This window comes from Mesorhizobium sp. M4B.F.Ca.ET.203.01.1.1, from assembly GCF_004791025.1.
In the GTDB taxonomy this organism is placed as follows: domain Bacteria; phylum Pseudomonadota; class Alphaproteobacteria; order Rhizobiales; family Rhizobiaceae; genus Mesorhizobium; species Mesorhizobium abyssinicae.
In genome coordinates, this window is the sequence record NZ_SRUO01000014.1 from 158,119 (window position 1) to 182,757 (window position 24,639).

Here is a 24,639-nt window from a genome sequence, read left to right on the forward strand (position 1 = left end):
TTGACGCCTTGCCTTGTCCCACCTAGCTGCTAATTAGCGGGTCGGGGAGCGTTGAGGAGAGCTCGCATGGCACGTGGTCCCGGATTGCGCAAGTCGCTGGCGGAGAAGTTCGACGACGAGCTGAAGTTCTTCCGGGGCTGGATCGACAAGCCGAAGACGGTCGGCTCGATCGTTCCCACGAGTTCCATCACCGCCCGCAAGATGGCCTCGATCGTCAACCCGAGATCCGGCCTGCCGGTGCTCGAGGTTGGACCGGGCACGGGCGTCATCACGCGTGCCATCCTGGCCCAGGGCGTGAAGCCGGAAAATCTCTACGCCGTTGAATACTCGACCGATTTCGTGCGCCATCTGCGTCAGCTCTATCCCGGCGTCAACGTCATCGAGGGCGACGCCTTCAATCTCAACGCGACGCTCGGCGACAAGCGAGACATGGTGTTCGATTCGGTCGTCTCCGGCGTGCCCCTGCTCAACTTCCCGGTCGCCCAGCGCATCGCCTATATCGAAAGCCTGCTCGACCGCATCCCCGCCGGCCGGCCGATCGTGCAGCTGACCTACGGTCCGCTGTCGCCGATCCCGCCCGGCCGTGGCGACTACACGGTCAAGCATTTCGATTTCATCATCCGCAACATTCCGCCGACGCAGCTGTGGATCTACCGACGCGAGGCGCATTAGATGAGAAGGGAATAGGGGAGTACGGCAGTAGGGGTAGGGAAATCGAGCCGTACATTCCCCCTGCTGCCCTACTCCCTTATTCCCCTACTCCCGGTTCCTCATCCAACCGTTGATTTGAACGCCCCCTTTCTGTACCTGTCCGGGAACAAGGGTGGGCAATGCCAGTAATCCCGAAAATCCTCGTCTTCGCCGGATCGGTCCGGTCGGGCGCCTTCAGCGGCAGGACCGCCGACGTGGCGCAGCGAGAGCTTGCCATGCAGGGCGCAGAGGTGACGCGCATCTCGCTCGGCGACTATCCGCTGCCGATCATGGACGAGGACCTGGAAAAGGAAGAAGGCATTCCGCAGAATGCCATGCGGCTCGGCCGGCTGATCGCCGGCCATGACGGGCTGTTGATCGCAACGCCGGAATATAACGGCTCGATCCCGCCGCTGCTCAAGAACAGCGTCGACTGGGTGAGCCGGATACGCCGCGATGGCAGCCGCTCGTTCAGGCCGTTTCCGGGCAAGCCGGCCGGCCTTTGCTCCTCCTCCGACGGCAAGTTCGCCGGCATACGCTGCATCAATCATCTGCGTGCCGTGCTGGTGCGCTGCCAGGTCGAGGTGGTCACGCCGGAATGCTCGGTCTCGGGCGCCAGCGACGCCTTCGACCAGGATGGACATTTCCGCGACGACAGTCTACGCCAATCGATGGAGCGCCTATGCCGCACACTGATCGAAACCTCGCGCATGCTGTCCAGCCGGATCGAGGCATGATTCCCGAACATGCCGACACCATGCGCGACAGGCTGATCGTTGGCCTCGACGTGCCGACGCTGAAAGAGGCCGAGAAGGCGGTGCGCGAGCTTGACGGCACTGTGTCCTTCTACAAGATCGGCTATCAGCTCGCCTTCGCCGGCGGGCTCGACTTCGCCCGCGAGCTTGCCAGCGGCGGCACCAAGATCTTCCTCGACATGAAGCTGCTCGACATCGACAACACGGTGGCCAAGGGGGTCGAGAGCATCGTCAGGATGGGCATGTCGATGCTGACCATCCACTCCTATCCGAAGGCGATGCGGGCAGCGGTGGAAGCGGCCAGGGGCAGCGATCTCTGCCTGCTCGCTGTCAGCGTGCTGACCTCGATGGACGAGCAGGACATGATCGATGCCGGCTACGAATACGATCCGCACACGCTGGTGCTGAGGCGCGCGGAACAGGCGCTGCATGCCGGCATGGGCGGCGTCGTCTGTTCCGCGGAGGAAGCGGAAGCCGTGCGCCGGATCGTCGGGCCGAACATGGCCGTGGTCACGCCGGGCATACGGCCCAAGGGAAGCGACCACGGCGACCAGAAACGGGTGGTGACGCCGGCCCAGGCGATCCGCAACGGCTCCAGCCATCTCGTGGTCGGCCGGCCGATCGTCGCCGCCGACGACAGGCGCGCGGCGGCCGCAGCGATACTTGACGAGATGCGCTCGGCGTAACGCCGCAACCGGGAGAAGAAGCATGCCAAAGGGATACTGGGTCGCCCGCGTCGATGTGCGCGACGCCGAGGGCTACAAGGACTATGTCGCCGCCGCGAAGCCGGCGTTCGAGCGGTTCGGCGCGCAGTTCCTGGCGCGCGGCGGCGAGCATGAGAAGGCCGAGGGGGCGGGCCGCGCGCGCAATGTCATCATCGAGTTTCCGTCGCTCGCCGCGGCGCATGACTGCTACCACTCGCCGGAATACCAGCGCGCCGTCGCCATCCGCCAGAAAGTGGCCGATGGCGAGATCGTTCTGGTCGAGGGCGTCTAGCCTAGCCGGGTCCTCGCGGTTTCAGCCATCGCATCGGCGAGGCCCAGCCCCCATTGCGAGGCGCAATAGGCGCGAAAATCGAAGCAGGGCAGGCCGGGGCAGACCTCGAACTCGATGAGATGGACGGTGTCGTCGGCCTCGAGCCTGAGATCGATCGAAAAGACGTCCTTCAGGCCAAGCCCGCCAATCAGCTTTTGCGCCATGGCGCGGATCGCCCGATCGGCCGCCGGCTGGCTGGCGGCGACAGGCTGGAGCTCAGGCTCGGCATAGGTTCCAGCCGCCTTCGCGACCACGCCGGTGTCGCCATAGAGCGCCAGGCTGTCAGCCATGGTCTGGAAATCGCCACCGGACTCGACAAAGGCGATGCCGAGCGCCTCGACGCCGGTGTCTGGCTTCAGGCCGAGGAAGCTGGCGCGAACATTGCGGCCGGCGACATAGGGCTGGACGACGACATCGTCGCGATAGTGGGCAAAGACACGCCGGCTAAGCTCCAGCGCATGGCCAAGATCATCGACGCGCGAATCCGGCCAGATTCCGATCTTGGCACCGAGCCGGTTCGGCTTGACGAACCAGCCGGCTTGCGAGGCCGGGGGCGCGACCAGCCAGTTGCCGTCCCGCGCCAGGCCGGCCCGCGGCACCGGCAGGCCGAGCGCGTCGAGCACGGCGCCCGAGCGGAACTTGTCCTGGCAGAGCGCGAACACGGAATCATCGGCGCCGATCGTCCGCAGCCCGTTCAACCTGGCCAGCGCGGGCGCGGCGCCACCACGGAAATAGGCGACGCCGTCGGTCAACGTCCAGACCAGGGTGGCCTCCCGATCAGCGCCGGCAAGCACGCCGGCGGCTTCATCCAACTCGACCGGCGCGAAGGCGAGGCCGCGTTTGTCGCAAGCCGCGGCCAGCGCGTCGAACTCCCCCGCCAGATCGGTCGACTGCGCCAGATAGGACGAGATTTCGGCGGCACGCTCCGGCGCATGGCCGTCAGCGACAAGCCGTTCGCAACAGGCTCTTTCCGGCTCGTGGACAAGGATCAGTCTCGGCTGGTTGCGCGGCATCGAATGGCAAGGCTCCCGGCGGTCATGCCGCTACCATCGCACGACTGCTGCGATCGGCTTTCGCGAAACCGACCGGGGCGGGCGGATGCGTGACAGAACCAGGTCCCAGCCCGCAAAGCGGGCCGGTGGCCCGTATCAGGCGATCAGCACGCGCGGCTCGAAGCGGCCGTTGACGGGAATGCCGAGCAGGAAGGTCATGCCAGCTTGGGGATCGAGCTTGCGCTGCTTGTCGTCCTTGCCCTTCCACGCCGAGGTCACCGCCAGCCTGTCGGCCTTGGCGCCGACAAAGGCCGGGCAGGAGGGCTGCGTCACCGGCATCGGGATTTCGCGCAGCAACGCGCCGTCGGGCGCATAGGCCTTGACCACCTTGCCGCCCCAGACAGCGTTCCACAGCACGCCGTCGCGGTCGACGACGGAGCCGTCGACATAGCCCATCGATTTGCGATGGTCGACGAACACTTTTGGTTCACCTACGGGCAGGCCGGTTGACGCATCGCAGGCGACGCGCATCAACAGCCCGGTCGAGGTGTCGGTGTAGTAGGCGATCTTTCCGTCCTCGGAGAAGCAGATCGAGTTCGACACGGTGATGTCGGAAAACAGCCGGCGCAACTCGCCCTTGAAGAACCAGTAGATCGCCCCGGCGCCCTTGCCCTCGTCCTTGCCCATGGTGCCGACCCAGAAGGCGCCGCAAGGATGGACGCGCGAATCGTTGGAGCGGGTCAGCGGATTGTCGGCCTCGATCGCGGTGTGCAGCGTCAGCCTGCCGGTCGCGACGTCGCGGACATGCAGGCCGGTCTCGGTGGCGATCAGCTGGCGGGCGTCGTCGATGATGGCGAGCGCGCTGGCCATCAGGCCGAGCTCATGCACCTTCAGGACGCCGGAGCCCACGCCCTGCTCCAAAAGCAGGCCGTTGACGATGTCGAACCAGAACAGGGCATCGCTGCCGGGGTCGTAGCTCGGCCCCTCGCCTAGCTGGCAGATATGGTCCGAGAAAACCGAAACGCCGTTGTCCATCATGCCTCTCCCCCGAATGCCGCGTCCCAGGCGGTTACGGCGGCGCGGGCACGGGTCGCCACCTCCTCGACGCTCATGCCAGGATTGAACAGGCTGGAGCCGAGGCCGAAGGCGCTGACGCCGGCCGATTTATAGCCGGCGAAATCCTTGTCCGACACGCCACCGACGGCGCCGACCACAATTTCGGCCGGCAGCACCGCGCGCATGGCCGAAATGCCGCCGGCGCCAAGCACGCTTGCCGGGAAGAATTTCAGCGCCGAGGCGCCGAGCCTTATCGCCAGGAAGGCCTCTGTCGGCGTGAACACGCCGGGCATCGTCACCATGTTGTAGGTCATGGCGCGCCCCATCACCTCGGCATCGATGTTGGGGCTGACCAGCAGGCGCCCGCCGGCCTTGTGCAGGGCGTCGACATCGGCCACCGTCAGCACGGTGCCGGCGCCGACCAGCGCCGTCTTCGGCAACGCCTGCACAAGGCTGGCGATCGAGACGAAGGGTTCCGGCGAATTGAGCGGCACCTCGATCGCCTCGATGCCGGCATCGAAGATCGCCTGGCCGATCGCCACCGCTTCGCCGGGTTTCAGCCCGCGCAGGATGGCGACGAGGCCGCGCTTGAGGTTCGGAAACGGTGCGGTCTGGGTCACGCGGCGGCTCCAATCATGCCGTTCTCGCGCGCCGCCTCGACGAGGCCGGCACGCACTGCTTCATCGGCGTCAACGGTTCTGAGGGCAAGGCCCGCGACGCCCAGCGCGGCGCCATAGAGCACAGCGAGGGCGCCGGAGGCGACCAGCACGACCGGCTCATCGCCGGCGCCATAGCGGCGTTTTGCCGAAGCGATCTCGCCGCCGAGCAGCAACCCCGACAGGCACGCCGCCGCATCGTCGGACTGCAGGTCGTGCAGCAGGCCGGCGGCGCGGATGGCAAACAGCTTCGAGGTGACGTCGCCGCCCTCGCCGAGCGCTCGTTCGCACCATTGACGGAAGAAGGGATTGTCAGCCGCCACCGCTGCCGGATGCTCGCCCAGCGAATGGCGCAGGATCGAATGCGCGGCCAGAACCGAGAACAGCTCGCCCGTCGGCCAGGTGCCGAAGCCGGCGACGGCGCCGTCCTCGACGGCCACCCATTTCGAATGCGTGCCGGGCATGCAGACGAGATGGCGACCCTTTGCCGGCAAACCGGCGCCGGCAAGCTGGGTTTCCTCGCCGCGCATCACGTCGGGCGCATCGGCCAGCCGCTGGGCAAGGCCCGGCACGATGCGGATGTCGCGGCCCTGGCCGGGAACCCTGATAGCGCCGGCCAGGATGGCGCCGATCGGCGCCGGCACGGTGACATAGGGCGCTTCCAGCCAGCCCTGGCGGGATCCGGCCATGCCGCAGATGATGACCGGCAGCGTTTCCGGCGCGCCCATGGCGGCCAGGTGGCCCTCGAGAACCGTCGAAAACCCTTTCTCGCGCGCGGTGATCAGCCCGTCGTCGCCGCGACGCTCGGCAAGCACCTTGCCGGCGTCGTCGAGCAACCAGGCCCTGAGCCTGGTCGTGCCCCAGTCGAGCGCCGCGACCGCGGGCGCCGCGCTCACAGGAAGCCTCCATCGACGATCAGCATCTGCGCAGTCAGCATGCGCGAGGCATCCGAGGCGAGGAACAGCACCGTGCCGACGATGTCGTCGGGCAGCATGACGTCCTTGATGCACTGTTTGGCGACATGGGCGGTGAGCGACCCTTCGGTGACCCAGAGCTCCTTCTGCCGTTCGGTGATCACCCAGCCCGGTGCGATAGCGTTGACCCGGATGCGGTCGGCGCCGAGCTTGCCGGCCAGGCCCTTGGTGAGGCCGAGTATGCCGGCCTTGGCGGCGGTGTAGGCCGGCATATCCGGATGGTTGATCAGATAGGAGGTCGAGGTGAAATTGATGATCGAGCCGCCGCCGGCCCGCTTCATGCCCGGCGCCACCGCCTGCGCGGTGAAGAAATGCGGGCGCAGGTTGACGGCGAGGTTGTTGTCCCAGAACTCGACGGTGACGTCCTCGACCGCGTGGCGGTCGTCAAGCGCGGCGTTATTGACCAGGACGGTGACGTCGCCATGCGCTTCAGCCGCCCTGGCAGCCGAGGCGCGCAGCGCCTCGATGTCGCGCAGATCGGTCTTGAGGTAGAGCGGCCGCCGGCCTTGCTCCTTCTCGACGCGGTCGGCAAGCGCGATGCTCGGACCGTCGGCGATGTCGATGAAGGCGACCTTCGCGCCTTGCCGGACAAAGCCCTCGGTCAGCGCCGCGCCAATACCGGAACCGCCGCCGGTGATCAGCACCGAAGCGCCTTCGAGATCGGCAAAACGCGCCGATGGCATCATGTTTTTTCTCCCTGGCCAAGTCGGCGCGCATCCTATCCAGACAAGGCGCGCGGGCAAGGGATAAACGTCAGATTTTCGAGCTTATGTCTGACAAAAAGGCAAATCACGCCCGCACCGGATGAAGGGGCTGGCTGAATCCGTGCGGAACGGCGTTCAGATCGCCTTGGCGTGCAAGGCGCCGCGATAGGAATCGCGCAGATAGCCGAGCGTGGCGTCGGCATCGACCGGCTTGCCGAACAGGTAGCCCTGGCCGCCGGCGCAGCCGAACTGGACGAGGCGGTCGGCCTGCGCCTCTTCCTCGATGCCCTCGGCCACGACATCCATGCCGAGCCCCTCGCACATGGCGAGGATGGCGCGGATGATGTGCTCGGACGGGCGGTCGTCGAGGATCGAGGAGACGAAGGCGCGGTCGATCTTGAGCTTGTCGAAATGGAATTCGCGCAGGCGCCCGAGCGAGGACTGGCCGGTGCCGAAATCGTCGAGCGAGACGCGGATGCCGACGCGGCGCAGGTCCTCGACGATCTTCTCGGCCGAGGCCGGATCGTTCATCAGGCCGGTCTCGGTGATTTCGATCTCCAGCCGGCGCGGATCGAAGCCGGTGCGGTCGAGGATCGCCAGTATGTGCAGGCCGGTGTTCTGGTCGACGAGCTGCGACGGCGACAGGTTGAAGGACAGGAACAGGTCCTTCGGCCAGCTGCGGGCTGCCTCGGTGGCCTTGCGCAGCACCAGCTGCGACAGCGGACCGATGATGCCGCGCTCCTCGGCGATCGGGATGAACACGGTCGGCGGCACGGTGCCGAGATCGCGGTCGGTCCAGCGCGCCAGCGTCTCGAAGCCGATGGTGCGGCGGGTGTTCAGGTCGACGATGGGCTGGAAATGCGGCTCGACCTCGCCGGCCGAGACGGCGCGGCGCAGCGCCTGCTCGATGCGGGTGACGCGCTTGGCCGCCTCCTCCATCTCGCGGGTGTAGACGACGACGCGGCCGCGGCCGGAACGCTTGGCATGGTAGAGCGCGGTTTCGGCCTTGTTGAGCAGGATGTCGGTGGTCTCGTCGCCGGAATAGAACAGCGAGCAGCCGACCGAGGCCGAAAGCCTGGCGGTGCGCTCGCCGACATCGTAGGGCGCCGACAGGATCTCGATCAGCATGCGCGACTTTTCGGCCGCCGCCTCCTCTGAGAACACCATCGGATAGAGAAAGGCGAACTCGTCGGCGCCGATGCGGCAGACGGTGGAATAGCTGTCCATCGAGGCGCGCAGCCGCATCGCCACCTGGATCAGGATATCGTCGCCGGCCTTGTGGCCGAACAGGTCGTTGATCGGCTTGAAGCCGTCGAGGTCGAGGATGCCGACGGTGAAGGGCGCCGGGTCCTCGGAACGGTCGCTGATAAGGCGGTCGACCTTGTCGAAGAAGCGGCGATGATTGCCAAGCCCGGTCAGCGGATCGGTGAAGGCCAGATCCGTGTTTTCCCTGCCTGCCTGCCCGGTGGCAAACGTCGTTTGCATCGGTGTTCCTGTTGCACGTCGGAATTTGCGGTGAGACTGGCAGGAAACCCTTTAGGAAACGTATCGAGAAATCGATTTTCTGATGCGCCCGAAGCGGCGGTTCAACCGCCTTCGCGCACGCGGTAGAGCTCGATCGGAGCGCCCCGGCTTGCGGCCACCGGCTCCAGCCAATCCGGCACGCGGCCATCGATCAGACCGGCCAGAAAGCCCTTCGGCGCCTTTTCGGCGAGAAGCTGGCTTTCGACGCTGCCGCGACAGACAGCGACCAGGCCGACATGATGGCTTTCGACGATCGCCCGCGCATCGGCGTCCGAGCCCAGGAAAGCATCGAGCGCCAGAAGGTTTCCGGCGATGTTGCGATGGTAGGGTCCGGAAAACACGCGATGTCCGGTATAGGCCAAGATCGGCGAGCCGAGATTGGAGATCGCCAGCACCGTGGTGCCGGGCTGCCCGGCGAGGGCCGCGAAGGAAGCCTTGCTCTCGCAGTTCCGGTCGACGCCGCCGTCATCGGCCTTGACCGGCTCGAAGGCCGACGACATCGCGGTGGCGGTGCCGGCCCAGAGCGCGTTCACCGACAGCAGCCAGGCCGCGACCATGCGCAGCGAGACGCTTCGCGAAGGGCTGACCTCGACCCGCCGGCGCCATCTGGCGATCCATGCCGAGAGCGGGATCACGGCAAAGCCAATCGAGAAGGTCGAGCCGCGTATCTCCCAGGCGCTGACCAGGAAGGCGACGATGAGCAGGGCGCCGACGAGGCTGTCCTGCCGGCGCCGGCCGCCATGCGCGAGGCGCAACGCCATCACCACGATGGCCAGCAACGGCGTCGCATAGCGGGCGGCCACGCTGGCCGGCTTGTGAACGAGCAGCGTGAACAGCGACTGGGCTTCGTCGATGTGGTCGAGCCACAGTTCCTTTAGGCGTGGATCGAGACCGGCATAGGGTGCGGCGAGACATTGCGGGAAGGCCACCACGACGACCGCGCCAAGCGTTGCGGCGAGCAGGCCGATCGCCAGCAGCCGGCGTTGCCAGCGACTGGCGACGGCATCGATCGAGGCAAACGCCGCAAGACCGATGCCTGCTATGGCGGCGACAACGAATTGCGCGATCGAAAAGGCGTCGCATTGAGCCTGACCCCAAGAGGACATCGGGACGGTCGTCACGAAGACCAACGCCGACACTCCGGCGAAGCCGAAACCGAAATTCCTGGCGATCTGCCTTTCCCGCACGCCGTCGACCAGAAACAGGACAGCGACCAGGGCGCCGATGGTGCCGGCGTAAGGCGCGCTTTCCATGCCGATGGCCAGCGTCAGCGCCGCGCAGACGCCGGCGGGCAAGGCCATCCAGTTGCGCGCGGGCGCCTCGAGCAGCAGGCTGAGGCTTGCCATGGTCAGCATCACCTGGACATTGTGGTGATCAAGCGAACCCGGTGAATAGATGCCGATGAAGTGGTAGGCGGCGGCGCCGACAACCACGGCCGGGAGCACCGCGCCGGCGCCTCCGACACTGCGTGCGGCGCGCACCGTGAAGAACAGCGTCAGCCAGAAGAGCAGGGCCGGCCAGGCCACCTGCACGATCTGCTCGGCAAGCGGCCTGCTGCCGGTCAGGGCCGACATGACGAGGATGCCGAGAGCCAGCGGCGCGTCGAGCAGCCGCGACCAGTGCATGACGAAACCGCCTTCCGGCCCCATCCTGTACTGCTGCATGTCGAACCAGCCCTGGCCACCCAGCAGGTCGCGGACCTGGACCAGCTGCAGCAGGCTGTCATTGTCGCCGCCGGCGTTGGCCAATTCCGGGAAACCGGCATGGGCGTTGACCAAGAGCACCACCAGCGTGGCGAGCAACGCCGCCACAAGATCCATGCGCCAGGAACGGGCGGTTTCCCCGGCAGGAATCGCGGCATTTGCAGCGGTCATGGATCGACTTTCGGGCGAGTGGTCGGCGCCGCAGGCTAGCGCCGCACGCTTCACAAAGCGTAAAGCGCGCGCGCAAATGCGCTAGAGCCGGATGATTTCAGGTCGTCGACCTGAAATCTGAATCCGACTCTAAATCAAAGAGATAGAGCATGATGTCGCCCGAAAACCGCTTCACACTTTTCGGCATCATGCTCTAGCCGCGTGCCGGAAACACCCAGAGCGACGACGCGACATAGCTCAGCGCGCTTGTCGCGACCGTGGTCAGCGCCGACATGGCAAGCGGCGACAGGCCGAAGCGCGCAACCGCCACATGCGAGACAAGGCCGGAAAAGACGGCGCATCCGAGCTGCAGCGTGAGATAGCGCGGCAACGCCGTGGCGTGATCGTGCTCGCCGCCGAAGGTCCAGCCGCGCTGCGCTGAATAGGCGACGACGAAGGCGATCGCGTAGGCGGCGGCACTGCCGACGAACGGCGAAAGGCCGAGCGAAACCAGCAGCCACGACAGCACGAACAGCAGCAGGGCCGCGCCGACGCCGACCACCAGGAAGCGGAACAGGCGCGACTGGACGAAGCCCGGCAGCGCGTCGATCATTGGTTCTCGCCTGCCGGCAGTTCGCTGGACGGGCCGTTTCGCAGCCGCTTGACCGGAATTTCCAGGACGCCGAGCAGGAATGCCGAGAAAAAGGCCTGGAACGAAATGACGACCAGGCTGAGGCCGAGCACGACGATGCGCGGGATTTCGGAATCGTCCAGCGGGCCGAAGCCGAGATGCGCCCAGCGCAGCACGGCGTAGGCGCAAAACGCGAAGCCGCCGGCAAAGCAGGTGCCGGCATTGGCGGCGAGACGATCGGTGCTGATGGTCCTGGTCAGCCAGTCGGACCTGCGGCTGCGCGGCAGGATGCCGGTGACCTCGGCATAGTAGCGCGAGATGACACCGAAGGTGATGAGCTGCACGCCGGTGACGATCATGAAGCAGGCGGCGACGAAGGTGTTGAGGTCGAGCGACAGATTGTTGATCACCCTGAGCGGCCCGAACACCAAAAGGGCAGCGAACAGCGTGCCCAGCCCGCCCAGCACCATGCCCGGAATGAAGAACATCCAGCGCGGATTGTAGACCAGCAGGAATTTCAGGTGCCGCCAGCCGTCGCGCCAGGTCCTGAGATGCGGCGGCCGGCTGCGGCCGTCGGGCTTGAGCGTCGTCGGCACCTCCTCGATGCGCAGGCCGGCAAGCGCGCCGCGCACCACCATCTCGCTGGCGAATTCCATGCCGGTGGTCTGCAGATCGAGCTTCCTGATGCTCTCGGCATTGAAGCCGCGCAGGCCGCAGTGGAAATCGCCGGTCTTGATGCGGAAGAACAGGCGGCCGATGAAGCTCAGCACCGGATTGCCGAGATAGCGGTGCAGCGGCGGCATGGCGCCCGTTTCGATGCCGCCCCGGAAGCGATTGCCCATGACCAGGTCGGCGCCGTCGCGCAGGCGTGCCACGAACGCGTCCAGGGCGCTGAAATCATAGCTGTCGTCGGCATCGCCCATGATGACGAAGCGGCCCCTGGCGGCGGCGATGCCGCCGAGCAGCGCCGCACCATAGCCCTTCTGCGGCACCGGCACGACGCGGGCGCCGATCGCCGTCGCGATCTCCTGGGAGCCGTCGGTGCTGCCGTTGTCGGCAATCAGCACCTCGCCCGCTATGCCGGCCTTGTCGAGGAAGACCTTTGCCTTGCCGATGCAGACGGCAAGCGTCTCGGCCTCGTTGAGGCACGGCATCAGGATGGTCAGCTCGAGCTGCTTGGTCTGGGCGGCACGGATGGTTGTGACGGCGTTCATGGTTCTTGTTCCATCAAGGACTGGGTCCGGCGTCGGCAGGGCCGGGCTCATTCGAACCACCCTTGCATGGCAAGGCTTAAGAAAACGATGACGCGGGTTCTCGCCTTGTCTGCAATCGCGCGGCCGGGTCGCGCCTGGTTGATGCGATCTTCAAAATGTCGCGATTGGCAGAGCCCGCCGATTTCCTTATATCGGCGACATAGTTTCAAAGTGTTGGAGCGCACTTGCCCGTCCAAACGGACACGTCGCTCCAATGTGCCGGAGACCCCTATGCCGCTGAAGATCGCCATCCAGATGGACCATGTCTCCACCGTGTCGATCGCCGGCGACACCTCGTTCGCGCTGTCGCTGGAGGCGCAGCGGCGCGGCCACAAGCTTTTCCACTACACGCCCGACCGGCTGTCGATGCGCGATGGCAAGGTGTTCGCGCGCATCGAGGAGATGCAGGTGCGCGACGAGAAGGGCAGTCACTACTCGCTCGGCGAGAAGGTGCGCACCGACCTGTCGGAGATGGACGTCATCCTGCTGCGGCAGGACCCGCCCTTCGACATGAACTACATCACCACCACGCACATCCTCGAGCGCATCCACCCTGGGACGTTGGTGGTCAACGATCCGGCCTGGGTGCGCAACAGCCCGGAAAAGATCTTCGTCACCGAATTTCCGGACCTGATGCCTGAGACGCTGATCACCAAGGATCCGCAGGAGGTCGCGGCCTTCCGCAAGGAATTCGGCGACATCATCGTCAAGCCGCTCTACGGCAATGGCGGCGCCGGCATCTTCCATCTGCACGAGGCCGACCGCAACCTTGCCTCGCTGCTCGAAATGTTCGGCCAGATGTTCCGCGAGCCCTATATCGTGCAGCGCTACCTGAAGGACGTGCGCAAGGGCGACAAGCGCATCATCCTCATCGACGGCGAGCCGGTCGGCGCCATCAACCGCGTGCCGGCAGAGCACGATTCCCGCTCCAACATGCATGTCGGCGGCCGCGCCGAGAAGACCGAGCTGACGGAGCGCGAGCGCGAGATCTGCGCCCGCATCGGTCCGTCACTGAAGGAGCGCGGCTTCATCCTCGTCGGCATCGACGTCATCGGCGACTACATGACCGAGATCAACGTGACCTCGCCGACCGGCGTGCGCGAGGTGCAGCGTTTCGGCGGCGCCGACATCGCCAGCCTGTTCTGGGACTGCGTCGAGGACAAAAGGCGATCCCGCGGCTAGACCACGAAGAAGTCGTCCGCAGTGAGCCAGGTGCCCGGGTCCACGGTGGCGAACCGGACGCCCGCCGCCCCACCCGCCCCGTCCTGGTCGAACAGCAGAGCGCCGGTCGCATCGTCATAGATAATGTGGTCGCTGTCATCGATGGCCTCGCTGCCGACCGTGAAGACGGCAGCAAAAAGCGGGCCGGCCGACAGCCCGACGAATGCGGAGCTGTCCAGCCGGAACACATCGTCAAGCGCGTTGAAGTCGACGATACGGTCGTAGTTCGCTGGTCCGAGTGCGTCGAACACGAAGACATCCCGGCCCGCGTCGCCGGCTAGCCAGTCGCGCCCGGCGCCGCCATTGAGGATGTCGTCGCCAGCGCCGCCGCGCAGGTCGTCTGAGCCGGCGCCGCCGTCGAGAACGTCGTCGCCCGTATCGCCGCGGATGCCGTCGGTGCCTGCACCGCCGCTTATCGCGTCGCTGCCGGCGTCGCCCTTCAGCCAATCCGTGCCTGCGCCGCCGATGATCGTGTCGGCGCCGGCGCCGCCGAACAGCTGGTCGTGGCCGGCGCCGCCGTCTAGCGTATCGTTGAACGGGGTGCCGCTGATGCGGTCGCCACCGCCCAGCGCGGCGACGAGCACGGCATGATCGTAGCCTCCATAGCTCACGACATTCGTGACGTCGCTCAACGCGATGGATTCGGCCGGCGGCGTCACCGCGATCGTAATCGTCGCCACATTGCTGTTGCCCTGGCCGTCGGTAGCGTAAACCGTGAAGCTGTCGGTGCCGACGAAGCCGGCCTCGGGCGTGTAGTCAAACAGATTGCCGCTCAGAAAGTCGGCATGATAGTGCAGGCTCGAGCCGTAGTGCCCCTGGTGAAACGGGTAGTAGTTGCCGTCGAAACTCGTGCTCTGCTCGAGGGTGCCGTGGTCCGGCCCGTCCACGACGACAAAGCTCAAGAGATCGTAGTCGGCGTCCGCGGCGCTGAATTTGATGTCGTCGAGAAACTGCCCCTGTGAAACCGACACGTTCAGATCGGCGGCGGTGGGCGCATGATTGACGAAGCTGTCGGGCTGCAGCGCGCCGCCTTCCAGGATGATCTGATGCTGCCCATACTGGGTGTTTTCGCCGCCGAAATATTCGTTCGCGCCGATCCATGTCACCGTGATGGTGTCGGGGCTGTCGGCGTTGACCGAGACAATCTGGGCAGACAGGAAAGCGGCCTGGTCGGACAAGGTGCGGATAAGATTGCCTTCATTGTCGAAGACCTGCGTCTCCACCGTCGTCCAGGTCTCGGTTCGGCCCTCGTTGGTGAAGCTGGTGATGGTGAAGAAGCCGTCGAAGACATCGACCGAAGCCAGGTCGATCCCACCGAACGGGAAATCCGGCTTTGCTCCTATTGGCCCGATCACATCGCCGTCGGTTTCGGTAATGCTGAAAAGGACCGCGTCAGGGCTCGGATTGGGATTGTCGGTTTCTTCCCATACGGTGAGCTCGCTGCCATTGCTTAAGGTCAGCATCCTGTCTTCCTCGCCTTCGCGCCTGGACGTGCTGTGGATGCCCCCCGATCCCAACGATAGCATCGTACGCGCGTCGGATCGGTGACAAACCCGGCCGCGTCCCGCCTTTTTCCAATGTGGTTAATTATGTGTGTCGAGCGGGATCCCGTTGCTCGGTCGGGGTCGACATTTGTTCTTGTAATGTTCTTGATCAATCCGAAAATCTGTGGTTGTCTTGGCTGACCCCGCTCGCCGCCTGATCGCAGGACCGGCGGGCGGACAGGTATCCGGGGGCAGAGCAAGATGGTGGCGCGGGTTCGCACGGTCGCTTTCCAGGGCATCGAGGCCGTGCCGGTCGATGTCCAGGTGATGATCGCGCCGGGCAAGGTCGGCATGCATATTGTCGGCCTGCCGGACAAGGCGGTGGCGGAGAGCCGCGAGCGGGTGCAGGCGGCTTTGCATGCCTCGGGCCTGTCGATGCCGTCGAAGAAGGTCACCGTCAACCTCGCGCCGGCCGACCTGCCCAAGGAAGGCAGCCATTACGATTTGCCGATCGCGCTCGGCCTGATGGCGGCGCTCGGCGCCATTCCGGGCGACATGCTGGCCGGCTATGTCGTGCTCGGTGAATTGTCGCTCGACGGCACCATCGCGGCGGTGGCCGGAGCGCTGCCGGCGGCGATCGGCGCCAATGCCGAGAACAAGGGCCTGATCTGCCCGTTCGGCTGCGGGCCGGAGGCCGCCTGGGCCGGCAAGGATTTCGACATCCTGGCGCCGCGCAGCCTGATCGCCGTCGCCAACCATTTTCGCGGCACGCAGGTGCTGTCGCGGCCCGAGGCCGGCATCCAGCTCGCGGCGCGCGACCTGCCGGACCTCGCCGACATCAAGGGCCAGGAGAGCGCCAAGCGGGCGCTGGAGGTGGCGGCTGCGGGCGGCCACAATCTGCTGATGGTCGGGCCTCCAGGTTCTGGAAAGTCGATGCTGGCGCAGCGGCTGCCGTCGGTCCTGCCGCCGCTGGCGCCGAAGGAACTTTTGGAAGTCTCGATGATCGCCTCGGTGGCGGGCGAACTCGGCGAAGGCAAGCTCACCGACCGCCGGCCGTTCCGCGCCCCGCATCATTCGGCCTCGATGGCGGCGATGGTGGGCGGCGGCTTGCGGGCGCGGCCCGGCGAGGTCTCGCTCGCCCATCACGGCGTCTTGTTCCTCGACGAATTGCCGGAATTCACGCCGCAGACGCTGGACGCGCTGCGCCAGCCGCTGGAGACCGGCGACTGCGTGATCGCACGCGCCAACCACCGCGTCACCTATCCGGCGCGCATCCAGCTCATCGCGGCGATGAACCCGTGCCGCTGCGGCATGTCGGGCGAGCCCGGCTATCGCTGTCTGCGCGGCGAACGCTGCCGCACCGACTACCAGGCGCGCATCTCAGGCCCGCTGCTCGACCGCATCGATCTCAGGATCGAGGTGCCGGCGGTCTCGGCCAGCGACCTGATCCGGCCCGACAAGGCCGAGAGCAGCGCTTCGGTGGCGCAGCGCGTGGCGCGCGCCCGCACCATCCAGCGCGAGCGGCTCGAACGGCTTGGCGCGACCGTGACCACCAATGCGCATTGCTCGCCTTCGGTCATCGAGGAAATCGCGAGACCCGACAGCGCCGGCCTGACCCTGCTCAAGGACGCCAGCGAAAAGCTCGGCTTTTCGGCGCGCGCCTATCACCGCGTGCTGAAAGTGGCGCGCACGCTCGCCGATCTCGATGCCAGCGAGACGGTCGGGCTGATCCATCTCGCCGAAGCGATTTCCTACCGGATGAGCGCGGAGCGCATGGCGCAGGCGGCGTAGTCTAGTCCTTCTCCCCGTTTACGGGGAGAAGGTCCCGGCAGGGGGATGAGGGGCAGCGCAGGCGCTCATCCAGCCCCGGTGCAGCCGCCCGTCTTCATTTGGGGTCGCAAAGGGCATGTAGGTGGCGCGGAATCCGATGGCCGTCGCGCCGCCCCTCATCTGGCTGCCGCCATCTTCTCCCCGTTAACGAGGAGAAGGACGCTCTCGCCAGTGGTTTCGCCAATCATCAAGGCCGCAGGCGCGTGCCGCCCGAGCCGGCGGCGTGAACCGAAGCGGCCGCCACCCTACTCGGCCTTGTTCCGCGCCTTCAGCTCCAGCCGCCGCGCGTGCAGCACCGGTTCCGTATATCCGTTTGGCTGGACCGTCCCCTTGAACACCAGGTCGCAGGCGGCCTGGAAGGCAACTGAATTGTCGAAATCCGGCGCCATCGGCCGGTAGAGCGGATCGCCGACATTCTGGCGGTCGACGATGGCGGCCATGCGCTGCAGCGAATCCCTGACCTGGATTTCCGAGCACACCTTGTGGCGCAGCCAGTTGGCGAGGTGCTGGGAGGAGATGCGCAGCGTGGCGCGGTCCTCCATCAGGCCGACATCGTTGATATCAGGGACTTTCGAGCAGCCGACGCCCTGGTCGATCCAGCGCACGACATAGCCCAGAATGCCTTGCGAATTGTTGTCGAGCTCGCGCTGGATTTCGTCCGGCGTCCAGTTCGGCCGCACCGCGACCGGCACCGACAATATGTCGTCGAGCTTCGCCTTCGGCCGGCTCTTCAGCGCCGCCTGGACGGCGTGGACGTCGACCTTGTGGTAATGCGTGGCGTGCAGCGTCGCCGCCGTTGGCGACGGCACCCAGGCGGTGTTGGCGCCGGCCTTCGGATGGGCGATCTTTTGCTCCAGCATCGCCGCCATCAGGTCGGGCATCGCCCACATGCCCTTGCCGATCTGGGCATGGCCGGCCAGCCCGCATTCCAGCCCGGTGTCGACGTTCCAGGCCTCGTAGGCGGAAATCCACGCGGCCTGCTTCATGTCGCCCTTGCGGATCATCGGGCCGGCTTCCATCGAGGTGTGGATCTCGTCGCCGGTGCGGTCGAGGAAGCCAGTGTTGATGAACACGACGCGCTCGCGCGCCGCGCGGATCGCTTCCTTGAGGTTGACGGTGGTGCGCCGCTCCTCGTCCATGATGCCCATCTTGATGGTGTTTTTGGCCATGCCGAGCAGGGCCTCGACGCGGTCGAAGATCTCGACGGCGAAGGCGACCTCCTCCGGCCCGTGCATCTTCGGCTTCACCACATACATCGAGCCGGCGCGGGAATTGGCGCGGCGGCCGCTGGCGCCGACATCGTGCAGCGAAATCAGCGCCGTCAGCGCGGCGTCCATGATGCCTTCCGGCACCTCGTTGCCGTCGCGATCCAAAATCGCCGGGTTGGTCATCAGGTGGCCAACATTCCTGACCAGCATCAGCGAGCGGCCGGGCAGGGTCAGCGCGCCGCCGGAGGGCGCGGTGTAGGTGCGATCAGGGTTGAGCTTGCGGACAAAGCTCTTGCCGCCCTTGCTGATCTCTTCGGCGAGATCGCCCTTCATCAGGCCGAGCCAGTTGCGGTAGACGACGACCTTGTCCTCGGCATCGACGGCGGCGACCGAATCCTCGCAGTCCTGGATGGTGGTCAGCGCCGATTCCAGGATGACATCGGCGATCCCCGCCGGATCGGTGCGGCCGATCTGGTTGGCGCGATCGATCACGATCTCGATATGCAGGCCGTTCCTGACCAGCAGCACCGCTTCCGGGTTGGCGGCATCGCCGCGATAGCCGGCGAATTGCCTGGGATCGGCAAGCGTGGTGGAGCCGGCGCCCTCGCCCAGCCGCAGCATGCCGTTGGTGAACGAAAGTCCGTTGACGCCGGCCCATTTGCCTGACGTCAGCGGCGCCGATTGGTCGAGGAAATCCTTGGCCCAGGCGATCACCCTGGCGCCGCGCGCCGGGTTGAAGCCCTTGCCCTTCTCGGCGCCGCCGGTCTCGGGAATGGCATCGGTGCCGTAGAGCGCGTCATAGAGCGAGCCCCAGCGGGCGTTGGCGGCGTTGAGCGCATAGCGCGCGTTCATCACCGGCACGACCAGCTGCGGCCCGGCAACGGCGGCGATCTCCGGATCGACATTCTGCGTCGAGACGCTGAAGGCCGGGCCTTCCGGCACCAGATAGCCGATCGCCTTCAGAAAGCTCTTGTAGCCCTCCATGTCGAGCGGCGCGCCGTTTTCGCGGTACCAGCCGTCGAGCTTTTCCTGCAGGGCGTCGCGTTTTGCCAGCAGCGCCCGGTTCTTCGGCGCCAGCTCGTGGACGATGGCGGAAAAGCCGTTCCAGAATTGTTCCGGCTCGATGCCGGTGCCGGGTGCTGCCTCGGCCGCCACGAAGTCATGCAGCTCGCGGGCGATCTGCAACCCGGCGGTCTCGATGCGGTCGGTCATCAGCACGTCTCCAGCTGTAGGCTTTGCCGGGCCTTTGGCATGTTTGGGGTTACGGGGTCAATTCGGCTTAGGGTGAAGGCGTCCTTCTCCCCGTTCACGGGGAGAAGGTGGCGGCAGCCGGATGAGAGGCGGCGCGACGTTACGCAAAGTAGGCGGTGCTGCGAAATCACGTTGGTCGGCGCCGCCCCTCATCCGCCCTTCGGGCACCTTCTCCCCGTGAAACGGGGAGAAGGAAAGGGCGCCTCACACCGCAATCCGCGGCCGTCCTGTCGCCACCGCCACCACATGCGCCTCGATGAACATGCGCTGGCTCTCGACGGTCGAGACCTTCAACTCGGTGGCGACGTCGATCTCGGCGTTGTCGGTGCCGGCTTCCTTGGCCCGCTCGGCGACGATCGCCCTGACATCGGCCTCGGCTGCGGCGATCGCCTTCGCCTCCTCGGTGAAGTCGCGCACGGTTTGGCCCGAGGCGAGGCGGAACAGGCCTTCCTTCGGCTGGCTGATCCGGGCCTCGGCCGAGACGCGGACCTGGCCGACGACGGCGCCGAGCGCGTTGGCTACGTCGGTATCGTCCGGCACGACGCAGCCATTGCCGACCAGCCGCGGCAGGCCGGCATAATGCAGCGGCGCCGAGGCGCCGAGGCCGATGACCGGGCGGTCGAGCGCGACGCTGAGGCGGGCGATGCCGGGATGGGCGTCGACGGCGCGCTGCACCAGCGCGTGCGCGACCGCGGCGGCGCCATCCAGCCCGTCCTCGGTGAAGGCGGTTTCGAGGATGTATTCGGCCGACCAGCGCGTCAGCGTCACCAGCACGCGTTCGGCGAGCGCTTCCGGCGTCGCGGCGATCGCCTGGCCGCGGCCGTCGCGCTTGCGGGCGAACAGCTCGGCGCCGAGGCGGGCGGTGGCGGCATGCCAGTTGGCCTGCTTGCCGAGCACATGGGCGGCGTCGGACGGCGTGAAGCCGCAGATATGCACGAGGCCGCGCGCCACCAGCCGGTTCAGCGTGGCGTTCTGGGCGTTGGAAGAGAGCAGCCGGTCGAGCGCCAGCGGCGTGGCGCCGATCGCCTCGTAGAGTTTTGCCTCCGGCGCGGTGAGGCCCGCGGCAAGTCTTTCCGGCACGCCGGTGCGGACGGCGAAGCGGCCATCCATGCGGCCGGGGTTCGGCGCGCGCAGCTGCCGCTCCAGTTCCGATGTCACGGCCTCGCCATGCGCCATGCCGGCCAGCGCCAGCGGCACCAGGCGGCGTGGCCCGAGCAGGATCTTTGGATTGAGCGCGCCGTCCTCCAGCGCCACTTCGGAATCGCCGCCGAGGCCGAAGGTGCGCATGGCGACCGCCTCGACCATGGTGCGGAAGCCGCCGACGGTGGCACCCTCCGGATCGAGCCGGGGGCGGCCGCTGTCGAGCACGGCGACGTCGGTGGTGGTGCCGCCGATGTCGGAGACGACGGCATCGTCGAGGCCGGTCATGTGACGCGCGCCGACGAGGCTGGCGGCCGGACCGGACAAAATGGTCTCGATCGGCCGCTGGCGGGCGAAGGCGGCGGAAACCAGCGCGCCGTCGCCGCGCACCACCATCAGCGGCGCTGCAATGCCGCGCGCTTCCAGAAACCCTTCGGTCGCCGCCACCAGCCGGTCGATCATCGAGATCAGCCTGGCGTTGAGCAGCGTGGTCAGCGCCCGGCGCGGGCCGCCGAGCTTGGCCGACAGTTCGTGGCTGGCGGTGACCGGCAGGCCCGTCTTCTCGCGGATCAGGTCGCGAGCGGTGACCTCGTGCGCCGGGTTGCGGGTGGCAAAGTAGGCGCAGACGGCAAAGCCCGACACCGAACGCCCAAGCTCCGGCAGTGCGGCCTCGAGGCCCGAGAGGTCGAGCTTGGCCGCATTGCCGTGCACGTCATGGCCGCCGGGGCAGAACACCACCGGATCGGTGCCGAGCGCGGTCTTCAGCCCGTCACGGGCAAGGTCGGCCTCGGAAAAGCCGATCATGATCAGCGCCACGCGGCCGCCCTGGCCTTCGACCAGCGCGTTGGTTGCCAGGGTGGTCGACATCGACACCAGCTTGATCGAAGCCGGATCGGTGCCGGCTTTCTGCAGCACCGCGTCGACCGCGCCGGAGATGCCGACAGCGAGGTCGTGCCTGGTGGTCAGCGCCTTGGCCTTGGCCAGCACCTTGCCCTTCGGCCCGCCCTCCTCCGCCCACAGCACGGCGTCGGTGTAGGTGCCGCCGGTGTCGATGCCGAGGAAGAGCGGGATTGGCTTGGCGGTCATTTTTGCAGGCAGTCCGGGCAAAAGGATTGGTGCCTGCCCTTAGCCGATATGGCGTTGCGGATAAAGCCGGGAGAGATGGGCCAAGGGAGGTGGAGAGCGTGATCTCCCCCCTCGTGGGGGAGATGGCCGGCAGGCCAGAGGGGGGCGCTGTCCCGCCGACCTTGCCGTGATTGCGCCCGTCGCCGGCCAATTCGTTCAGGACGCGCCGCCGAGACCCGCCGCAATCACAATATGCTGACAGACATTGTCGATGTCGCGACTGACGTCATCGTTCCAAAAGCGCAGGACGGTCCAGCCGTCCTGCTCCAGACGCGCTGTCCTTGCTTCGTCACTGACAACCGCAGCGGCTTCCGTATGCTGGGAGCCGTCGACCTCGACGACGAGCTTCTTTTGTGGGCAAGCGAAATCGACGATGTAACCGGCGATCGGAAATTGTCGGCGAAAGCCTAGCCCCATCAGCCGATGCGCGCGAAGCTCGTTCCAGAGCTTCAGTTCGGCTGATGTCATGACCTTGCGCATCGACTTGGCGTTTGCGCGATGTTTTGAAGGCAATGGCGTGTGGGGCATTGTCAATGCTCGTTGGCTATTGAGGTTGCCACTCTACGGCGCCCCCCTCTGTCCTGCCGGACATCTCCCCCACGAGGGGGGAGATCGGCAGCTTCCACCGCCTACCCCACGAACCCCACCCTTTTGTGCGAATTGTCGCAGAACGGCTTGTTGGCCGAATGGCCGCAGCGGCAGAGGAAAACCCGCGTGGTGCGGTCGATGGTGTGGCCGGTGCCGGTGACGATCTCGGCATTGCCCTCGAGCTTGAGCGGGCCGTTGACGGTCGGGGCTATCCTCAGCGGGCCGTCGCGGGCCTCGAGCGCCGGCGTGTCCTTCAGCGGCGGCTCGCCGGTGGCGGTGAAGCCGGCCTTGATATGGGCGTTGTCGCAGAACGGCTTATTCTGCGACAGACCACAGCGGCAGAGCGTGGCGCGATAGAAAGTCTCGTCGCCGAGAACGATCTCGGCATGCACGGCCAGCGGGCCGTTTTCGCGCAGCCGCACCGTGTTGACCACCGGCGGCTTCTCCTGCGGTCCGCCATCCTTGCGATGGTAGGTGATGGCGCCGGACGGGCAGTTCTCCGCCAGCGCCACAACCTTCTCGACGCTGGCCGCCTCGGGGTGGATCCACTCGCCCTTGGCGTTGGGCACAAAGACGTGCGGATTGCCGAGCACGCAGTTGCGCGAATGGATGCAGCGCCTGCCGGAAAAGGAGACGTCGACCTTCTCGCCTTCGACCGTGCCTGCCATGGGTGGGGTCTCCTCTTGGGTGGAGACAGGCTAGGGCGAGGGCGGGAGGGGCGTCAAGTTGGCTGGAACGCCAAGTCTCCCCCCTTGAGGGGGAGATGGCCGCGAAGCGGCCAGAGGGGGTCGTTGCGCGTGAAGCGCCGACCTTGGCTCTCGCAGGAAGGGGCGCTGGCGTTTTACGCGAGCGACCCCCTCTGTCGCCTTCGGCGACATCTCCCCCACGAGGGGGGAGATTATCGCTCACTCGACCAGGTTGATTTCCTCGGTCTCGCCGCCGCTGCAGGTGTAGCAGCAGTCTTCGCATTTTTCCTTGTTGCCGGGGCCGACGCCCCAATAGGTGCCTTCGTCGCCGTCGACCCAGGCGCCGTAGCAGATCGATTCGCCCTCCTCGCAGGAGATCGGCAGTTGCTTGGTCTCGCCGTCGTCGAGGTAGAAATCCTTGTCATTGCCCGGCCAGACGTAGTCGCGGTCCTGGCTGTAGAGTTCGAGCCGCATGGCGTTGGGATGGCCGTTCCTGATCTCGAACGTGACGTCGCCGGCATGCGCCGCCGGCGCGGCCAGCGTGGCGATGAAGAACGCCGCGGCGATGCGGCGGGCGGTGAAGAAAGTCATGGCAGTCCCCCGAAAGAATCGGCCCCTCGGCCGAGAGTTCGACCATGCCATGCGAGGCTGGAACGGGGAAGGATTGGTTGGCGCTTTCCCCTACTCCGCCAGGTCGATCGTCTCCGTCGAATGCTCCACGCAGATGAAGCAGCATGAATCGCAGGGCTGGTCGTTGTCGGGGCCGACGCCGGCGGAGACCTGGTCGTCGCCATTGACCCAGGCGCCCCAGCAGATGTTCTCGCCCGGATTGCAGGAGATCGGCACCGATTTCCGCGCGCCCGGGCGGATCAGGAAGACCTTGTTGTCGCCCGGCCAGACCGTATCGCGGTCGCGGCTGAACAGTTCGACCGCGACGCCGTCCGAGCGCTTGTTGCGGACGAACACCGACATGTCGTCGGCGAGGGCTGGGCCGGCGATGAGCAGGGCGGCGAGGGCGAGGCGAATCATGGCGGCGGGTCCTGGAGAGTGGAGAGTAGAGCATGGGCGGGCGAAGCGCGTAATCTCCCCCCTCGAGGGGGAGATGGCCGGCAGGCCAGAGGGGGTCGCGCCCCGCGTGAAGCTCCGAGCCTTATCGTGACGAAAGGGGGCGCAGGCGTTCCACGCGCGACGTCTGTCGCCTTTGGCGACATCTCCCCCTCGAGGGGGGAGATCAGCGACCCACCACCACATGCGGCGCCAGCCGCTCGATCTCCGCGACAATGTCCGGCCCGCTCATGTCGAGCGAGTTGATCTCCATGCGCACGGTGTTGCCGCCAAACAGCGCATTGGCCAGCGCGTCGGGCGGCGCCTCGTTGAGCTCGAAACTGACCACGCCCGAGCCCTTGCCGGGGGAGGAGAGGCGCACGCTTTGCACCTTGTCCCATGGCACCAGCACGTCGCCGCGGCGGCGATCCCGAAAACCGTTCTCGTCGAGCACCACCTTGACCGAGGTGTCGAAGGCGCCGCGCGCGAGGTAGCCACCGAAGCCGAGGAAGCCCAGCGCCAGCAGCGCGACGAAGAACACCCGCCCGCCATCGGCGCCGTTGACCAGCCCCTTCAGCGCATAGAAGCCAAAGATCGCCGCCATCAGCAGCGACCCGGCGACGGAAGAGAACTTGTTGGTGGGACTGTTGCGGAGTTCTACGGACATGGGCGTGGCTTTCGAGGTGGGGGAGTAGAGCATAAGCGGGCGGGACGGCGGCGGTTCTTCCTTCTCCCCCTGCGGGAGAAGGTGGCCTCGCGAAGCGAGGTCGGATGAGGGGTGTTCCAGAAGACACGAACGGCTCATTTCTTCCAACACCCCTTGTGTGTCTGGAATCGTGCATTGTTGAGGGGTGCCACGGACCAGGTGCTTGCCTGATCCGTGGCGGCGGTCGAGAGCCCGTCACCCCTCAGGTAGCCTAAACCGTGGATGAGCTGGGG

23 protein-coding genes are annotated in these 24,639 nt (G+C 66.5%); 6 read left to right on the top strand and 17 right to left on the bottom strand.

All coding sequences use genetic code 11. The features are described 5' to 3' along the window. Nucleotides 1-66: 66 nt before the first annotated feature. The 4 genes from pmtA (at nucleotide 67) to EN846_RS25525 (ending at nucleotide 2,441) form a co-directional block, all read left to right on the top strand. On the top strand, nucleotides 67-672 hold the full coding sequence (pmtA, locus tag EN846_RS25510) for a phospholipid N-methyltransferase PmtA (protein ID WP_127285098.1): 606 nt from the start codon (nucleotides 67-69) through the stop codon (nucleotides 670-672). A gap of 158 nt (nucleotides 673-830) precedes the next feature. Further along, the gene (locus tag EN846_RS25515; RefSeq protein ID WP_127392653.1) at nucleotides 831-1,427 is read left to right on the top strand and encodes an NADPH-dependent FMN reductase; all 597 of its coding nucleotides are present in this window, start codon (nucleotides 831-833) and stop codon (nucleotides 1,425-1,427) included. After that, the gene (pyrF, locus tag EN846_RS25520) at nucleotides 1,424-2,131 is read left to right on the top strand and encodes an orotidine-5'-phosphate decarboxylase (protein WP_127392654.1); all 708 of its coding nucleotides are present in this window, start codon (nucleotides 1,424-1,426) and stop codon (nucleotides 2,129-2,131) included. The genes EN846_RS25515 and pyrF overlap by 4 nt, the downstream gene beginning before the upstream one ends. A gap of 22 nt (nucleotides 2,132-2,153) precedes the next feature. Further along, nucleotides 2,154-2,441: a DUF1330 domain-containing protein gene (locus EN846_RS25525; RefSeq protein WP_127285095.1), complete on the top strand. Its 288-nt coding sequence runs from the start codon at nucleotides 2,154-2,156 to the stop codon at nucleotides 2,439-2,441. On the opposite strand, the gene EN846_RS25530 is transcribed toward EN846_RS25525, so the two are convergent. The 9 genes from EN846_RS25530 to EN846_RS25570 form a co-directional block, all read right to left on the bottom strand. Then, the gene (locus EN846_RS25530; protein ID WP_127392655.1) at nucleotides 2,438-3,493 is read right to left on the bottom strand and encodes a D-alanine:D-lactate ligase-like protein; all 1,056 of its coding nucleotides are present in this window, start codon (nucleotides 3,491-3,493) and stop codon (nucleotides 2,438-2,440) included. The two genes, EN846_RS25525 and EN846_RS25530, sit on opposite strands and share 4 nt — an antisense overlap. Nucleotides 3,494-3,628: 135 nt before the next feature. Further along, nucleotides 3,629-4,510: an SMP-30/gluconolactonase/LRE family protein gene (locus EN846_RS25535; RefSeq protein ID WP_127285093.1), complete on the bottom strand. Its 882-nt coding sequence runs from the start codon at nucleotides 4,508-4,510 to the stop codon at nucleotides 3,629-3,631. Further along, nucleotides 4,507-5,148 (bottom strand): 2-dehydro-3-deoxy-6-phosphogalactonate aldolase, encoded by a 642-nt coding sequence (locus EN846_RS25540; protein ID WP_127392656.1) that lies wholly within the window; start codon nucleotides 5,146-5,148, stop codon nucleotides 4,507-4,509. Before EN846_RS25540 ends, EN846_RS25535 begins: the two co-directional genes overlap by 4 nt. Further along, nucleotides 5,145-6,080: a 2-dehydro-3-deoxygalactonokinase gene (locus EN846_RS25545; RefSeq protein WP_127285091.1), complete on the bottom strand. Its 936-nt coding sequence runs from the start codon at nucleotides 6,078-6,080 to the stop codon at nucleotides 5,145-5,147. Before EN846_RS25545 ends, EN846_RS25540 begins: the two co-directional genes overlap by 4 nt. Then, on the bottom strand, nucleotides 6,077-6,844 hold the full coding sequence (locus EN846_RS25550; protein ID WP_127285090.1) for an SDR family oxidoreductase: 768 nt from the start codon (nucleotides 6,842-6,844) through the stop codon (nucleotides 6,077-6,079). Before EN846_RS25550 ends, EN846_RS25545 begins: the two co-directional genes overlap by 4 nt. A gap of 153 nt (nucleotides 6,845-6,997) precedes the next feature. After that, nucleotides 6,998-8,347 (bottom strand): EAL domain-containing protein, encoded by a 1,350-nt coding sequence (locus EN846_RS25555; protein ID WP_128346123.1) that lies wholly within the window; start codon nucleotides 8,345-8,347, stop codon nucleotides 6,998-7,000. 101 nt (nucleotides 8,348-8,448) lie between these two features. Beyond that, nucleotides 8,449-10,260, bottom strand: a complete 1,812-nt coding sequence (locus EN846_RS25560) for a GtrA family protein (protein ID WP_128273250.1) — start codon at nucleotides 10,258-10,260, stop codon at nucleotides 8,449-8,451. Nucleotides 10,261-10,453: 193 nt separating this feature from the next. Next, nucleotides 10,454-10,852: a GtrA family protein gene (locus tag EN846_RS25565; RefSeq protein ID WP_127392690.1), complete on the bottom strand. Its 399-nt coding sequence runs from the start codon at nucleotides 10,850-10,852 to the stop codon at nucleotides 10,454-10,456. Then, a complete protein-coding gene (locus tag EN846_RS25570; protein WP_127392689.1) occupies nucleotides 10,849-12,084 on the bottom strand; it encodes a glycosyltransferase family 2 protein in 1,236 nt (411 codons plus the stop codon). The genes EN846_RS25565 and EN846_RS25570 overlap by 4 nt, the downstream gene beginning before the upstream one ends. A 270-nt stretch (nucleotides 12,085-12,354) precedes the next feature. Between EN846_RS25570 and gshB the strand changes: the two genes are divergently transcribed. Beyond that, a complete protein-coding gene (gene gshB, locus EN846_RS25575) occupies nucleotides 12,355-13,305 on the top strand; it encodes a glutathione synthase (protein ID WP_127392687.1) in 951 nt (316 codons plus the stop codon). Here gshB and EN846_RS25580 read toward each other — a convergent pair. After that, a complete protein-coding gene (locus tag EN846_RS25580; RefSeq protein ID WP_128273248.1) occupies nucleotides 13,302-14,807 on the bottom strand; it encodes an Ig-like domain-containing protein in 1,506 nt (501 codons plus the stop codon). The genes gshB and EN846_RS25580 overlap by 4 nt on opposite strands. A gap of 282 nt (nucleotides 14,808-15,089) precedes the next feature. Between EN846_RS25580 and EN846_RS25585 the strand changes: the two genes are divergently transcribed. Beyond that, the gene (locus tag EN846_RS25585) at nucleotides 15,090-16,619 is read left to right on the top strand and encodes a YifB family Mg chelatase-like AAA ATPase (protein WP_127392686.1); all 1,530 of its coding nucleotides are present in this window, start codon (nucleotides 15,090-15,092) and stop codon (nucleotides 16,617-16,619) included. A 284-nt stretch (nucleotides 16,620-16,903) separates the two neighbouring features. On the opposite strand, the gene EN846_RS25590 is transcribed toward EN846_RS25585, so the two are convergent. The 7 genes from EN846_RS25590 to EN846_RS25620 form a co-directional block, all read right to left on the bottom strand. Beyond that, complete coding sequence (locus EN846_RS25590; RefSeq protein ID WP_128275532.1) at nucleotides 16,904-19,078, bottom strand: malate synthase G; 2,175 nt, start codon at nucleotides 19,076-19,078, stop codon at nucleotides 16,904-16,906. A gap of 243 nt (nucleotides 19,079-19,321) precedes the next feature. Further along, nucleotides 19,322-21,343, bottom strand: coding sequence for a hydantoinase/oxoprolinase family protein (locus EN846_RS25595; protein WP_128346121.1), 2,022 nt, complete (start codon nucleotides 21,341-21,343; stop codon nucleotides 19,322-19,324). Nucleotides 21,344-21,538: 195 nt separating this feature from the next. Continuing rightward, on the bottom strand, nucleotides 21,539-21,910 hold the full coding sequence (locus EN846_RS25600; RefSeq protein WP_128275533.1) for an endonuclease domain-containing protein: 372 nt from the start codon (nucleotides 21,908-21,910) through the stop codon (nucleotides 21,539-21,541). A gap of 101 nt (nucleotides 21,911-22,011) precedes the next feature. Beyond that, nucleotides 22,012-22,638 carry a CDGSH iron-sulfur domain-containing protein gene (locus tag EN846_RS25605; RefSeq protein ID WP_127394246.1) on the bottom strand — a complete coding sequence of 209 codons (627 nt, stop codon included), beginning with the start codon at nucleotides 22,636-22,638 and terminating at the stop codon, nucleotides 22,012-22,014. Between the two features lie 237 nt (nucleotides 22,639-22,875). Further along, complete coding sequence (locus EN846_RS25610) at nucleotides 22,876-23,247, bottom strand: hypothetical protein (RefSeq protein WP_127284813.1); 372 nt, start codon at nucleotides 23,245-23,247, stop codon at nucleotides 22,876-22,878. 90 nt (nucleotides 23,248-23,337) lie between these two features. Continuing rightward, entirely contained in the window at nucleotides 23,338-23,685 is a 348-nt protein-coding gene (locus EN846_RS25615; RefSeq protein WP_127394279.1) for a hypothetical protein, read from the bottom strand. A gap of 202 nt (nucleotides 23,686-23,887) precedes the next feature. Continuing rightward, the gene (locus EN846_RS25620; RefSeq protein WP_127394278.1) at nucleotides 23,888-24,367 is read right to left on the bottom strand and encodes a hypothetical protein; all 480 of its coding nucleotides are present in this window, start codon (nucleotides 24,365-24,367) and stop codon (nucleotides 23,888-23,890) included. Nucleotides 24,368-24,639: the final 272 nt, after the last annotated feature.

Excerpts from the sequence above, each read along its gene's own strand:
- pmtA (WP_127285098.1), top strand. The coding sequence starts at position 67 with ATGGCACGTGGTCCCGGATTGCGCAAGTCGCTGGCGGAGAAGTTCGAC.
- EN846_RS25515 (WP_127392653.1), top strand. The coding sequence starts at position 831 with ATGCCAGTAATCCCGAAAATCCTCGTCTTCGCCGGATCGGTCCGGTCG.
- pyrF (WP_127392654.1), top strand. The coding sequence starts at position 1,424 with ATGATTCCCGAACATGCCGACACCATGCGCGACAGGCTGATCGTTGGC.
- EN846_RS25525 (WP_127285095.1), top strand. The coding sequence starts at position 2,154 with ATGCCAAAGGGATACTGGGTCGCCCGCGTCGATGTGCGCGACGCCGAG.
- EN846_RS25530 (WP_127392655.1), bottom strand. The coding sequence starts at position 3,493 with ATGCCGCGCAACCAGCCGAGACTGATCCTTGTCCACGAGCCGGAAAGA.
- EN846_RS25535 (WP_127285093.1), bottom strand. The coding sequence starts at position 4,510 with ATGATGGACAACGGCGTTTCGGTTTTCTCGGACCATATCTGCCAGCTA.
- EN846_RS25550 (WP_127285090.1), bottom strand. The coding sequence starts at position 6,844 with ATGATGCCATCGGCGCGTTTTGCCGATCTCGAAGGCGCTTCGGTGCTG.
- EN846_RS25555 (WP_128346123.1), bottom strand. The coding sequence starts at position 8,347 with ATGCAAACGACGTTTGCCACCGGGCAGGCAGGCAGGGAAAACACGGAT.
- EN846_RS25560 (WP_128273250.1), bottom strand. The coding sequence starts at position 10,260 with ATGACCGCTGCAAATGCCGCGATTCCTGCCGGGGAAACCGCCCGTTCC.
- EN846_RS25565 (WP_127392690.1), bottom strand. The coding sequence starts at position 10,852 with ATGATCGACGCGCTGCCGGGCTTCGTCCAGTCGCGCCTGTTCCGCTTC.
- EN846_RS25570 (WP_127392689.1), bottom strand. The coding sequence starts at position 12,084 with ATGAACGCCGTCACAACCATCCGTGCCGCCCAGACCAAGCAGCTCGAG.
- gshB (WP_127392687.1), top strand. The coding sequence starts at position 12,355 with ATGCCGCTGAAGATCGCCATCCAGATGGACCATGTCTCCACCGTGTCG.
- EN846_RS25580 (WP_128273248.1), bottom strand. The coding sequence starts at position 14,807 with ATGCTGACCTTAAGCAATGGCAGCGAGCTCACCGTATGGGAAGAAACC.
- EN846_RS25585 (WP_127392686.1), top strand. The coding sequence starts at position 15,090 with ATGGTGGCGCGGGTTCGCACGGTCGCTTTCCAGGGCATCGAGGCCGTG.
- EN846_RS25590 (WP_128275532.1), bottom strand. The coding sequence starts at position 19,078 with ATGACCGACCGCATCGAGACCGCCGGGTTGCAGATCGCCCGCGAGCTG.
- EN846_RS25595 (WP_128346121.1), bottom strand. The coding sequence starts at position 21,343 with ATGACCGCCAAGCCAATCCCGCTCTTCCTCGGCATCGACACCGGCGGC.
- EN846_RS25600 (WP_128275533.1), bottom strand. The coding sequence starts at position 21,910 with ATGCCCCACACGCCATTGCCTTCAAAACATCGCGCAAACGCCAAGTCG.
- EN846_RS25605 (WP_127394246.1), bottom strand. The coding sequence starts at position 22,638 with ATGGCAGGCACGGTCGAAGGCGAGAAGGTCGACGTCTCCTTTTCCGGC.
- EN846_RS25610 (WP_127284813.1), bottom strand. The coding sequence starts at position 23,247 with ATGACTTTCTTCACCGCCCGCCGCATCGCCGCGGCGTTCTTCATCGCC.
- EN846_RS25615 (WP_127394279.1), bottom strand. The coding sequence starts at position 23,685 with ATGATTCGCCTCGCCCTCGCCGCCCTGCTCATCGCCGGCCCAGCCCTC.
- EN846_RS25620 (WP_127394278.1), bottom strand. The coding sequence starts at position 24,367 with ATGTCCGTAGAACTCCGCAACAGTCCCACCAACAAGTTCTCTTCCGTC.